The sequence below is a fragment of the Collinsella sp. OF02-10 genome (genome assembly GCF_003463445.1).
In the GTDB taxonomy this organism is placed as follows: domain Bacteria; phylum Actinomycetota; class Coriobacteriia; order Coriobacteriales; family Coriobacteriaceae; genus Collinsella.
The window spans coordinates 61727-73681 of record NZ_QSCW01000001.1 but is presented as its reverse complement, the minus strand read 5'-3'; the positions used below and the strand labels follow the sequence as shown (position 1 = coordinate 73681).

11 protein-coding genes are annotated in these 11955 nt (G+C 56.0%); 6 read left to right on the top strand and 5 right to left on the bottom strand.

Translation table 11 applies throughout. The features are described from left to right. The first annotated feature begins 49 nt into the window (after nucleotides 1-49). A complete protein-coding gene (locus DXA43_RS00320; protein ID WP_009247521.1) occupies nucleotides 50-547 on the top strand; it encodes a nucleotidyltransferase domain-containing protein in 498 nt (165 codons plus the stop codon). Nucleotides 548-851: 304 nt separating this feature from the next. Here the strand turns inward: DXA43_RS00320 and DXA43_RS00315 are convergent, their stop codons facing one another. Further along, nucleotides 852-2003 carry a cell wall metabolism sensor histidine kinase WalK gene (locus DXA43_RS00315; RefSeq protein ID WP_117805934.1) on the bottom strand — a complete coding sequence of 384 codons (1152 nt, stop codon included), beginning with the start codon at nucleotides 2001-2003 and terminating at the stop codon, nucleotides 852-854. After that, nucleotides 2000-2674 (bottom strand): response regulator transcription factor, encoded by a 675-nt coding sequence (locus DXA43_RS00310; protein ID WP_304999796.1) that lies wholly within the window; start codon nucleotides 2672-2674, stop codon nucleotides 2000-2002. Before DXA43_RS00310 ends, DXA43_RS00315 begins: the two co-directional genes overlap by 4 nt. A 90-nt stretch (nucleotides 2675-2764) precedes the next feature. Here DXA43_RS00310 and DXA43_RS10330 point away from each other — a divergent pair, with 90 nt between their 5' ends. The 4 genes from DXA43_RS10330 (at nucleotide 2765) to DXA43_RS00290 (ending at nucleotide 8306) form a co-directional block, all read left to right on the top strand. Next, nucleotides 2765-2911, top strand: a complete 147-nt coding sequence (locus tag DXA43_RS10330; RefSeq protein ID WP_035136962.1) for a CD1871A family CXXC motif-containing protein — start codon at nucleotides 2765-2767, stop codon at nucleotides 2909-2911. Nucleotides 2912-3047: 136 nt separating this feature from the next. Beyond that, nucleotides 3048-3806 carry a 4Fe-4S binding protein gene (locus DXA43_RS00300; RefSeq protein WP_233539977.1) on the top strand — a complete coding sequence of 253 codons (759 nt, stop codon included), beginning with the start codon at nucleotides 3048-3050 and terminating at the stop codon, nucleotides 3804-3806. A gap of 29 nt (nucleotides 3807-3835) precedes the next feature. After that, on the top strand, nucleotides 3836-4798 hold the full coding sequence (locus DXA43_RS00295; RefSeq protein WP_117805931.1) for a TlpA disulfide reductase family protein: 963 nt from the start codon (nucleotides 3836-3838) through the stop codon (nucleotides 4796-4798). Nucleotides 4799-5051: 253 nt separating this feature from the next. After that, nucleotides 5052-8306 (top strand): ATP-binding cassette domain-containing protein, encoded by a 3255-nt coding sequence (locus DXA43_RS00290; protein WP_117805930.1) that lies wholly within the window; start codon nucleotides 5052-5054, stop codon nucleotides 8304-8306. 43 nt (nucleotides 8307-8349) lie between these two features. Here DXA43_RS00290 and DXA43_RS00285 read toward each other — a convergent pair whose 3' ends face one another. Next, nucleotides 8350-9483 carry a hypothetical protein gene (locus DXA43_RS00285; RefSeq protein ID WP_117805929.1) on the bottom strand — a complete coding sequence of 378 codons (1134 nt, stop codon included), beginning with the start codon at nucleotides 9481-9483 and terminating at the stop codon, nucleotides 8350-8352. A gap of 257 nt (nucleotides 9484-9740) precedes the next feature. Between DXA43_RS00285 and DXA43_RS00280 the strand changes: the two genes are divergently transcribed. Then, complete coding sequence (locus tag DXA43_RS00280) at nucleotides 9741-10694, top strand: tRNA-dihydrouridine synthase (RefSeq protein ID WP_117806070.1); 954 nt, start codon at nucleotides 9741-9743, stop codon at nucleotides 10692-10694. A gap of 98 nt (nucleotides 10695-10792) precedes the next feature. On the opposite strand, the gene DXA43_RS00275 is transcribed toward DXA43_RS00280, so the two are convergent. Beyond that, nucleotides 10793-11038: a glutaredoxin gene (locus DXA43_RS00275; RefSeq protein ID WP_117805928.1), complete on the bottom strand. Its 246-nt coding sequence runs from the start codon at nucleotides 11036-11038 to the stop codon at nucleotides 10793-10795. 51 nt (nucleotides 11039-11089) lie between these two features. After that, the gene (locus tag DXA43_RS10230) at nucleotides 11090-11917 is read right to left on the bottom strand and encodes a TipAS antibiotic-recognition domain-containing protein (protein ID WP_158564910.1); all 828 of its coding nucleotides are present in this window, start codon (nucleotides 11915-11917) and stop codon (nucleotides 11090-11092) included. Nucleotides 11918-11955: the final 38 nt, after the last annotated feature.

Genomic DNA, 11955 nt, shown 5'->3' with positions numbered 1-11955 from the left:
TTTTAGTGAGTTGGAAAGCATACAAAGATTTGAATTTGGAGGATAGATTATGGTACGTACAGAAGATGCATGTGAAATTATAAAATATGCTTTGCAAAACGAAATTAAAGTATATTTAGATGGCGGATGGGGTGTTGATGCACTTCTTAAAAGAGAATCAAGAATACACAATGATATTGATTTGTTTGTTGAACTGAAACATTATCATGATTATATTTATGTGATTAAGCAGCATGGATTTGAGGAAGTAAATACTGATTATACAACGGATGGTCATACTGTCTGGAAAGATGATAAACAAAGAATCATTGATTTACATTGTTTTGAATTTACAGATGACGGAATTGTTTATGAGGGAGATATATTTCCATCAAAAACTTTTTCCGGTATTGGAAAAGTTGGAGATATAACTGTTTCTTGTATTGAACCATTGAGTCAGGTAATGCTTCATTTGGGATATGAACACGATAAAAATGATGTGCATGATGTGATGCTGTTGTGTGAAACATTTCAAATAGCAATACCAGATGAATATAAGGAAAAGTAAAATTTCAGTTTTGTGTTGAATCTCTAAGCAAAATAGCTTATAATTTGACATGCTACATATAGTTATTATCCACAGTTATCGAGTAGGTGTTATCAATGCCGATAACAAAATGATAACATTAGCTCGTATAGGCAGGATAATATGGATATATCAAATAATCAAAAGAACGAGAAACATTACAGAGAATAATTCCTAAACAAAAAGCGTTAGTCTTTGTAGAGTTTGAGTAGGCTTCTACTCTTTTGGGCGAATTGCATTGACAGGGAGGGGGTCCCGCGCAAACGTGTGCGGGACCCCTTTCGTTTTACTGTTCGGTTAATGCTGCGGATCGTTTTGGAAGGCTTGCGAGCATAGTGGTCCCGTTCTCGGAACTTGTTTCGACCTCTACCGTGCCACCGTGAAGCGCTGCAATTTCCCAAACAAGCGCTAGCCCGAGTCCTGCGCCGCCGTATGCCCTGCAGCGGGATTTATCCAGGCGAAAGAACGGTTGGAAGATGCTCTCGCGGTACTGCTTGGGTATTCCCGGGCCCTGGTCCTCGACTCGCAGGAACACGCGGCTGTTGTTGTCGCAGATGGAGACGTTGACAGTCGAGCCGGGGCGGCTGTAACGGATGGCATTTTCGACCAGGTTAAACACCAGCCGATAGAGGAGCGTGTCGCTCCCGATTACTAAAGCGTCTCCAGCACAATTGAGGGCTATGCCCTTTTTTTCGGCAAGTGGCGCAAGGTCGGTGAGGACCTCTTCGGACAAGGGACCAAGTTCCACATCGTCCTCGCAAGGAACGCTGCGGAGCTCACTCATCTCGAGCAACACCTTGGTCATCCGCGACATCCGCTCAGTTTGTTCTTGTAGCAGGCCGAGCAGCTCGGCTGTTTCGGGTTGCAAACCGGAGTGTTCGGAGATGAATAGTTCAATCTGTGCTTGCATAAGGGCGAGCGGGGTGCGCAACTCGTGTGCGGCGTTGCCGGTAAACTGACGCTGTGCAGAGAACCCTTCGCCAAGACGAGCGATCATGTCGTTGAAAGAGGCGCTGCATCGTTGTAGCTCGGTGGGCACATCTTCATTGAGTCTGATTTCGCTTAGGTTGTCAGGCTGCACACGCTCAACCTGAGCTGCAAAAGCCCGTAGCGGTTTGAGTGCACGGCCGCTCACAAAGTATGCCAGCGCGCCGCCAAGGAGTGTGACTCCAGCCGTGATGTACCAGGCTGTCGTGCCAAAAGACTCCTGTGCGTCATTTACGACGATTGTGACCTTGTCATCGAGGGCCGCTTTCGTTGGGTCGAACGCCTGGAGCGAATCTTCGCCGGTTGCGTTAAAGGCCGAGATGTCGCTGCCGATGGCATCCATGTAGCGCATGCCCGTATAGCCGACCAAGCAGTTCGTCAGTACGCATGCCGCACACGTCAGCAGTGCCGTCATAATCGTTATGCGCCATTGCAGCGAAAGCCCTTTCATTCTCCATCCTCCATAACGTAGCCCTCTCCAATCCGATTGCGAATCGGGTCGTATCCCAAAGTGCCGCGCAGCTTTTTGCGCAGCGACGAGATGTGCACGCGGGTTGCGTTGCTAAAGCTGTTAACGCTGCTGTCCCATACATGCTCGATGAGCTCCTCCTGGCTCACCGGTCGCCCCTGGTTAAGCATCAGGTATTCCAAGATGCCGGTCTCCTTACGTGTGAGGGATAGGGCCTCACTGTCCACGGAAGCGATGCGCGCCTTGGTGTCAAAGTTGAGCTTTCCGCAGGTTAATACTATGTCGCTTTGTGCGAAGCGCCTGAGGGTAAGGCTGCGGATCCTTGCCGCAAGTTCGTCCAGATGAAACGGCTTGGTAAGGTAATCGTTGGCGCCGGCATCGAGTCCGGCGACTTTATCGGATACTTCGCCACGTGCGGACAGAATCAGTACCTTGGTCTCGCAGTCGGTTTTCCTAAGTTCCCTGAGCACGGTCATGCCGTCGATACGGGGGAGATTGAGGTCGAGCACCACGAGGTCAAAGACTTCGACGCCCAGCAGGTCGAGCGCCTCCTGTCCATCGTGACAGCAGTCGACGCTGTACGCCTGGTTTCGCAAGCTGCGCGCGATTGCATCGCACAGTGCTCGCTCGTCTTCGACGATCAAAATACGCATAACAGTCTCCTTGCACATTCCATATCGCGCTTAACACGGATTTTATAGCCGATATGGTCCAATGGTCGCGTAACGAAAGGAGTGGTCGTGTTGTTCAAAGCGGTAAAACCCGTGGTACAGGTCGCTTTGTTGATCGTCGGAATTACCATGGTGTGCTTTGGTGTTATGCGTGGCGAGGCGGATGCCGTGCTGGCCAAAGCGATTAGGCTGTGCTTGGAGTGTATCGGAATTGGATAAAAGAGAAAACACTGCGTCGCATGTTTTGGCCCGATTTCGCGGATTCATTCAGGCGGCGGCGACGCTTGCGACCAATATTCATCTGCCCAATTTTGCCAAGGGAGGCATTTACCAAGGGGCGGGCAAGGCCGTCTGTGTGCCGGGACTCAACTGCTACTCGTGTCCGGCGGCCTCGGGTGCGTGTCCCATCGGCTCGTTTCAGTCGGTGGTGGGCTCGTCTAAGTTTAGCTTTTCGTATTACGTCACCGGAACGCTCATTCTGATCAGTGTGCTGTTGGGGCGTTTTGTATGCGGCTTTTTGTGCCCGTTTGGATGGCTGCAGGAACTTCTACACAAGATTCCCGGCAAAAAGCTATCAACGAAAAAGCTCAAGCCGCTCACGTACATCAAGTATGCCGTGCTGCTGTTTGCCGTGGTGCTGCTGCCTGTCTTGGTGGTCAACGATGTGGGCATGGGCGACCCGTTCTTTTGCAAGTACATCTGCCCGCAGGGCGTGCTCGAGGGTGCGATTCCGCTGTCCATCATGAATACGGGAATCCGCTCCGCGCTGGGAAAGCTCTTTACCTGGAAGCTCGCGATTCTCATTGCGGTTGCGGTGCTGAGCGTGTTGTTCTACCGCCCCTTCTGCAAATGGATCTGCCCCCTCGGCGCATTCTACGCGCTCATGAATAAGGTATCCCTACTGGGGATTCAGGTTGACGCGTGCAAATGCGTCTCGTGTGGCAAGTGTTCAAGGGTTTGTCAGATGGACGTTGATGTGGTCCGCGCGCCCAATCATGCCGAATGTATCCGGTGCGGAAAGTGCATCGGGGCCTGTCCCGTCGATGCCATCAGCTATCGCTATGGCCTGGATGTGTCGGCGGAAAAACTTCCCTTGACCGCCGATAAAAAGTAAACAAGCTTCGACAAAACGGAGGAATGACTATGAAGCTTTCTAAGATTGCGGCCCTGTTTATGGTGCCGGTATTGGCCTTGTGCCTTGTGGCATGTTCGGCGCCCGGTGGCAATGTGAGCGAATCTGCGAGCTCCGATCCTAAGATCGCAGAACTCACTGCGCAGAAGCCGGCCAATGCCGACGAGGCCGCCGAGCTGTATGCAAAGCTCATGCAGAAGGAGAACGAGATCTTTTCGAGTGATAACGCGCTGTGGGAAAAGGTATTCAATGCGGCAAATAAAGACTCGGCAATGATTGAGGACGGCAGCAATTACGGCGATTTCCTGCTCAAGACCATCGACGGCGCCAAGGATGAGTTCACGGCGGATGAGCTTAAGACACTCAAGGCCGGTGCACAGCAGATCAAGGAGATCGAGGATAAGCTCATGGCGCTGGAGAAGGAGTTTCCCGGATGCGGCAGCACGCCCGGCGAGGGGGAGAGCGTCGATGCCTCGACCGCAGGCATGACCAACGACGAGAGCGGGGAGACGAAGTTCCCCAGCTTTAAGGGCAAGGACTTGGACGGCAACGATGTAAACAGCGACGAGCTGTTCTCCAAGAACAAGGTCACCGTCATGAACTTCTGGTTTACCACCTGCAAGCCGTGCGTGGGAGAGCTGGGCGATCTGGAGAAGCTCAACAAGGAGCTTGCCGAGAAGGGCGGCCAGGTCGTGGGCGTTAATTCCTTTACGCTCGATGGCAACAAAGACGAGGTGGCAGACGCCAAGGACGTACTTTCCAAGAAGGGCGTGACGTACAAGAACATCTGGTTCAAGTCGGATAGCGAGGCCGGCAAGTTCACCTCCAACTTGTACTCGTTCCCGACCACCTACGTGATCGACCAGAACGGCAACATCGTGGGAGAGCCAATCATGGGCGGCATCAACTCCGCCGAGCAGCGAGAGGCGCTCAACAAGCTGATCGATCAGGCGCTTGCTAAGAGCGAGCAGTAGAAAACGCGTAAAGCATGGCGAGGATCGTGCGCCGCTGTGCGGAGTAGTCCGCTGCCTTTCAAGATAATCTCCACCATATAGAGGTCCCGCTCGGGACCTCTTCTTTTAGGCACCGTCCCGTTCGTTTTTTGATGCGGTTCCCTACATTCCTCACTGGCGCCGGCAAAAAATGGGGATAGAGTAGGACAAACGCGTCGAATACGAACGGCGGGGGAGAGCGGGCAGGGTGCCTGCGCAGGAGAGGTTGCCGTCCATGCTGGAGCTCAAAGGAATTTGCAAAAGGTACGTCACGCAGTCGTTTACGCAGGTGGCGCTCGACAGCGTGAGCCTGTCTTTTCGCGATAACGAGTTCGTGGCCATTCTGGGCCCCTCGGGTTCGGGTAAGACCACGATGCTCAACGTTATCGGCGGACTCGACCACTTTGACTCGGGCGACCTGCTGATCGACGGTATTTCGACCAAGGATTTTCACGATCGCGATTGGGATGCCTACCGCAACAACCGCATCGGCTTTGTGTTCCAAAGCTATAACCTCATTCCGCATCAGACCATTTTGGAAAACGTGGAGCTGGCGCTCACGCTCACGGGTGTGGGGCATGCCGAGCGCCGCCAGCGTGCGCGCGAGGCGTTGGAGAAAGTCGGCCTGGGGGAGCACGTTAACAAGCGCCCGAGCCAGCTTTCGGGTGGGCAGATGCAGCGCGTGGCCATCGCCCGCGCTCTGATCAACGATCCCGAGATCGTGTTGGCAGACGAGCCGACCGGCGCCTTGGATTCCACAACGTCCGTGCAGGTCATGGATTTGCTCAAAGACGTTGCGCGCGACCGTCTGGTCATCATGGTCACGCACAATCCCGAGCTGGCGTACCAATACGCTACGCGCATCGTCAACCTGGCGGACGGCAAGATTACCGACGATTCCGACCCTTTTGAAGTTGCCAAGGCCGCGCGTCGCGAGGCTAAGCCTACGCGAAAAACCTCGATGAGTTTTGTGACGGCGCTGGGGCTTTCTGCTCGAAATCTCATGACCAAGAAGGGCCGTACGGCCATGACTGCCTTTGCGGGCTCGATTGGCATTATCGGTATCGCGGCGATTCTGGCGCTGTCCAATGGCGTAAACGGCTACATCAAAAAGGTCGAGGAGGATACGCTCTCGAGCTACCCGCTCACCATTTCCAAGCAGGATTACGACCTGTCGTCCATGATGGGCGGGCAGGGGGCTGCGGATGATGACTCGCCTGAAAACGTGGATTCGTCCGACGACAGTGCCGGCGGCAAGGCTAAGGGAACCGATAAGATTCCTGTGGTCACGGCCGTAAAGGATATGTTTGCGAGCGTTAAGTCCAACGACATGACGAGCTTTAAGGCATGGCTCGATGCCGGTGGCGATGGCATCGATAAAGAGGTCAACGCCATTCAGTACGGCTACGGTGTATCGCCGGTTGTCTATCGTGCCGGCAAGGGCGATGAGAAGCCTGTCCGGCTGGTGCCCAACGCCATGACCGAGGCCATGAGCGGAGGCGCGAGCTCGGCAGCAACGGTGAGCATGGAATCCATGGGAACCTCGGTCTTTAACGAGATGATTGACGACCAGAGCCTGCTCGACAGCCAGTACGATGTCGTCGCCGGTCATTGGCCCACGTCTGCCAACGAAGCCGTGATGGTGCTTTCGAGTCGTGGCACGGTGGGCGACTATACGCTCTACAGCATCGGTGCGCTGGATATCAATGAGCTCAACGACCTGGTTAACAGCGCTATGACGGCTGACGGTGGCGTCGGAGCGCCCGAGACCGGTACCGACTTTACCTACGACGATGCGCTGTCCACGACGTTTAAGGTGCTGTCGCCGGCCGATGCGTATCGCAAAAACGAAGAGACCGGCATGTGGACTGACATGTCTGGCGACGCCGACTTTATGACGGCCAAGGTTGCCGACGGTATTGACGTGCGTATTGTGGGCGTGGTGCGACCGAACGAGACGGCCAACGCGAGCGCGTTGTCCCCGGGTATTGCCTATACGCACGCGCTGACTCGCCAGCTTATGGAGCGCGCCGCCAATTCGCAGATCGTAAAAGAGCAACTTGCCCATCCCGAGACGGATGTCTTTACGGGCAAGTCTTTCGATGAACTGCAGGGCGAGGCCAAGCAAGGCGTGGATCTGGGCAGCATGTTCAGCGTGGACGAGGCGGCGCTCAAGGGCGCGTTCTCGTTCGATACGTCTGCGCTCTCGGGCACTGCCGGCGGTATGGACCTGTCGGGTCTTGACTTGTCCGGGCTGGACATTGACCTTTCGGGCGTAGGTAAGGATATCGACTTCAGCGACATTATGGCAAAAGCACCGGCCCCAGATTTCTCGGGCATCTTTGACGGTCTGGAACTCACGCCCGAGCAAATGCAGCAGGTCGGAACGCTTGCCAACCAGCTGTTTGAGGGCTTTCTGCAGTCCGATCAGTTTAAGGCGCTGTCGCCCGAAGATCTTAAGGACGCGTCAAAGCTTGCCGCCGCATTCTCGGCGTATCTTGAGAATGATGCCGCAGCCCAGCAACGCCTGGCTCAGCTCAAGGCGCTGGGCGGTGATGCCCTGGCCGAGCGTCTGCAGCAGGCGATGACCGACTATGTGCAAAAGCAGCTGGCTCCGTATCTGCAGCAGGCTATGGATCAGGTGATGAGGACGATTAGCGAGCAGATCGCGACGACGGTATCGGCTCAGCTCAAGGCGGGCGCGGCAGGGCTTATGGACCAGATGGCGACGCAGATGTCTTCGAGTTTTGCTAACCTGGCGAGCGCCATGCGCGTGGATGCGAGCGCCTTTGCTCGTGCCATCCACTTCAACATGGACGCCGAGGACCTGAGTTCGCTCATGATGAGCTATGCCAAGGCGTCAAAGCTCACCTACGACAACAACCTGACCACGTTGGGCTATGCGGACGAGGCGGACCCCATCTCGGTCAAGATTTTCCCGCGCGACTTTGAGGCCAAGGAGCGCGTGCTTGATCACATCGACGCGTACAACAAGCAGGCCAAAGCCGCTGGCCACGACGAGCAGACAATCTCGTACACCGACTACATGGGTATCATCATGGGCTCGGTGACCGACATCGTGAACACCATCAGCTTGGTGCTCATCGCATTCGTGAGTATCAGTCTGGTGGTGAGCTCCATCATGATCGGCATCATCACCTACATCAGCGTGCTGGAGCGCAAAAAGGAGATTGGCATCCTGCGCGCGATCGGCGCGTCAAAGCGCAACGTGGCCAACGTATTCAATGCCGAGACCTTTATTGAAGGCCTCATTGCCGGCGTCTTTGCCATTGTCGTTGTGGTGCTCGTGAGCTTCCCGGTCAATGCCTGGGCGCTTGCGGCCAAACAGGTCCCCAACCTGATGAGCCTGCCCGTGCAGGATGCGCTGGTGCTCATCGCGATTTCGGTGCTGTTGACGGTTGTCGCCGGCCTGCTGCCGGCCCGTAGCGCATCCAAGAAAGACCCCGTAGAAGCCCTGCGCTCCGAATAATGTGACAAAGGGACAGTCCTTTGTCACATTCATCTCCCTACACCTAGTTCGTTTTGCTCATCAGCGTAATGCGGATGGTTGGATGGGTGTACTCGTCAAACTCGTCCTTAGGATCCGTATCAAACGAGTAATACGCTTTAATGGGGTCGTCACTCGTCCTGATAGAGATTCTCTCGTAGAGCGAGCCGTTCAAAAAAGCCTGCCTAAACTCTTCGGGGAGCTTCTGCGCTGCTAGGAGCTCGGGGCTTGTGGTCTTGACGTCTATGGTTTGGACGGCAGAGGAAAGCTCGTCAAGGTCGAGCTCGATACGGGTAAGGTTGTCCTCGAGGCTCGCGCCGGGGTCGACTTCTGCCGCGTAGCTCACTTCCGTGAGCGTTCCCTTGTTGTCAAAATCCAGGTACGTATAGGTCTTCTGGGCATCGGAGCCGCCGTCGTGCAGATAGCCGCGGACGTGATAGCCGTAGTCTTGATATCGCTCGTAGGGGTCATCGGCGGACACGTACTCGCATGAGGACTCGAGCGCCTTGCGAGCGATGGCGATCTGCTCGGCCGCGGCTGCGGCGTTTTCTTGCATCTCGATGTTTCCCTGCGCCAGCTGTGGGATATAGACGCCGCACACGATTGCGAGGGGCAGCGCCACAAGCGCGACGATCCACTTTTTTGCATGGGGGATGGGCACGCCACAGGCCTCTGCCATGGCCTTCGCGTTGGCAAAGCTCTCGGCAAGCACGTCTGCCGCGGTGGCGACGGCGCCTGCGGCAGCGGCGACTTCTGCCGCGCCGCCCAGGTTGCGTGCAGCCTCGTTGTCGCTGTTCTTGAGCAGGCGTGCGGCGGCCTGCGTGCCAACAACGCTCGCGATCTGTGTCGAGCGGTCTTTCTCGCTCTGCTCGACGGCGAGCCGATACTGCATTTCCTTCCACTGCTTGCCACGCATGCCAAAGCGCGGGGCGAGAGCGCAATAACAGAATATGACGAGCTCGATGGCGGTGAGCACCAAGGCGGTCATCATGCCCGTCTCATGGAAGCCTTCGTGATGGAAGACGATGTCGTCGATCATTTCGAAAGGTATGATCGATAAGGGCAGCACGAATGCCATGGCAAGCGCCGCGCCGGCAACCTTGGGGCAGATGCAGTATCGCTGGATGCGCTTACGTTCTTGTTCGGAGAGTGTTGCCATAGCTGGTCCTTGGTGTCGTGGCGGTCGTTGTGGCGCGATGCCGTCATATGTGACTCAGTATAGGGAATCCCGCCATCGATGAGCGCATGGTCATACGGCAAAAGTGCCACGACTGCCCTGGTTTAGAGCGGGTGCTCCTGTGCCCACGCGATGATGCCGCCCGATACGTATGTGTGCCAAAATAAGCACTCGTATGATGATTTGCAATGTGACAAAGGGACTGTCCCTTTGTCACATTGAGTTGAGAGTGGATGTTGATGTATTTATCGCTGGCCCCTATGGAGGGGATTACCGGGCATGTGTTCCGTCGCGTGCATGCGGAGTGCTTCGGTGCGCTCGATTGTTATTACACGCCGTTTTTGCCTCCGCCACGGGTGGGCAACCGCTTTGGCGGCAAGGCGTTTAAAGAGGTCGATCCCGCCAATAACCAGGGGCTCAACGTGGTGCCTCAGCTGATGTCCAAAAACGCGGACGAGTTTGTGTGGGCGGCGCAGGTGCTCGCCGACATGGGTTACCGCGAGGTCGATCTTAACCTTGGCTGCCCCTCGGGCACGGTTGTCGCGAAGGGTAAGGGTTCGGGCTTTCTGCACAACCTGGATGAGCTCGAGTTGTTCTTGAGCGACGTGTGCGAACGCTCGCCCTTGCCGGTGTCGGTCAAGACCAGGTTGGGGTTGGAAAGCGACGACGAGTACAAGCGCGTGCTCGACCTCTACTGTCGCATGCCGTTAGCAGAGCTGATTGTGCACCCGCGCGTGCAAAAGGACCGTTATACGGGCTCGCCGCGCAAAGAGTTTTATGGCGAGACGCTGGAGCGGGCGCCGTTTTCGGTCGCCTATAACGGTGACATTTTTGATTTAGGGGACATGGATGCGCTGGTGGAGGCTTATCCCGGCACGCGCCATGTGATGTTGGGGCGTGGCTTGCTTGCGAACCCCGCGCTGCCTCGCATGGTTAAGGGCGGCCCTGCTGCCACGGCCGCTGAGCTGCAGCGCTTCCACGACATGCTGTTTGCGGCCTATGCGGACGAGATTGGGGGCAACGCGGTCTTTCGCATGAAGGAGTGGTGGTTCTACGCCAAATGCGCCTTCGCCGATCCCGCGACCGTTCACAAGCTCGTTCGCAAGACCAAAAAGGTCGACGAATACCGCGCCGCCGTCGAGTACGTCTTCCGCGAACAGCCACTTGCGCCCGTAGCCCGCTTTCACGGCTAGTTAGTCGTTGGGGACGTTCTTTAACGACTACTCATTTAAGTACGTCCCCAATGAGTGAAACTGCTCATTTAAGTGCGTCCCCAATGACCCAATGAGTGCTAGAGCAGATGTTCTTGTACCCAGGCGATAATGTCGCTCGACTCGTAGAGTGGCTTGCCGTCGATGAACAGGCAGGGAACCTGGCGCTTGCCGCCGACGGCGATGAGCGTCTGCTCGGCATCGGAATCGGTCGAGATATTACGCTCGGGGATGGTCACGCCGTTATCGGCCAGGAAACGCTTGACCTTTATGCAATACGGGCAGCCGGTCATAACGTAGAGCGCGAGCTCGTGATCAGTAGCCATAGGTCTCCAATCGGTTGAGGTTTCGATTGAAATACCCAAAGCCGCCGCGGTCTATGCACGCGTCAACGACGACTCGATTGCCTGTACCAGAAACGCCGTGGCGCCGGTGCCGCAGGGCTTGTCGTAGTAGTCAACAAAGCGCTGGTCGGCAAGATAGCCGTGGGCGAGGCCCAAGTACGCCTCGTCTTGGGGCTCGCATCCCCAGTTGAGAGCAATCCAGCGACGATGCATCGCGACAAGCTTGCGAGCCTCGCTTCCATCCGGTTCGCCGTCGCTCATGGCAATCGAGAGCTGGCCCAGAATAGCGCGTTCAAGTTCCTTCATGTCGTTCCATGTCTGAGGATCCATATCCAGTAACGTTTCGTTTGCTGCATCGATAGCCTCATCGCCATAGCGCGCCCGCGCTTCGGCGCCGTAGCGCTCCTCGTTTTCTTGCACGGCGCGCCAGCGTTCCAGTTGCGGCAGCACGGCGCCCATGAGCGAGACAGCTTCGTCGAGCGACATACCGGTGTTTTGTGCCAGGCGCGGGGCACAATCCTCGATCATTGCCTCCATCGTAGTGTCGTAGGTGTACTTGCCGTGGTCGTAGCACCACTTGCAGTAATGATCGGTCGCGGTGCCCGCAGCATCGGTGCCGCAGTCGTCGGGTGTGAGCACCATGCCGCAGCTCTGGCAATAGTGCTCGGGCATTTCGAGCAGGTGGGACAGCGGTTCTCCGGTTACGGCGGCAATGAGCTTCATCATGTCGATGCCCGGGGTGACTTCGCCGTGCTCCCAGCGGCTGACGGCTTGGCGCGTGACATAGAGCTTGGCGGCAAGCTGCTCTTGGGTAAGGTTGTTGGCGCGACGGACGGCGATGAGTTTTTCTGCAAAGGCCATAACGGCTCCTTTCTGCTGCTTGTTGGCTTAAGCATACG

Bases quoted from the DNA above. Each gene is read 5' to 3' on its own strand.
- DXA43_RS00295 (WP_117805931.1), top strand. From the start codon at position 3,836: ATGAAGCTTTCTAAGATTGCGGCCCTGTTTATGGTGCCGGTATTGGCC.
- DXA43_RS00290 (WP_117805930.1), top strand. From the start codon at position 5,052: ATGCTGGAGCTCAAAGGAATTTGCAAAAGGTACGTCACGCAGTCGTTT.
- DXA43_RS00320 (WP_009247521.1), top strand. From the start codon at position 50: ATGGTACGTACAGAAGATGCATGTGAAATTATAAAATATGCTTTGCAA.
- DXA43_RS00280 (WP_117806070.1), top strand. From the start codon at position 9,741: ATGTATTTATCGCTGGCCCCTATGGAGGGGATTACCGGGCATGTGTTC.
- DXA43_RS00285 (WP_117805929.1), bottom strand. From the start codon at position 9,483: ATGGCAACACTCTCCGAACAAGAACGTAAGCGCATCCAGCGATACTGC.
- DXA43_RS00275 (WP_117805928.1), bottom strand. From the start codon at position 11,038: ATGGCTACTGATCACGAGCTCGCGCTCTACGTTATGACCGGCTGCCCG.
- DXA43_RS00310 (WP_304999796.1), bottom strand. From the start codon at position 2,674: ATGCGTATTTTGATCGTCGAAGACGAGCGAGCACTGTGCGATGCAATC.
- DXA43_RS10230 (WP_158564910.1), bottom strand. From the start codon at position 11,917: ATGGCCTTTGCAGAAAAACTCATCGCCGTCCGTCGCGCCAACAACCTT.
- DXA43_RS00315 (WP_117805934.1), bottom strand. From the start codon at position 2,003: ATGAAAGGGCTTTCGCTGCAATGGCGCATAACGATTATGACGGCACTG.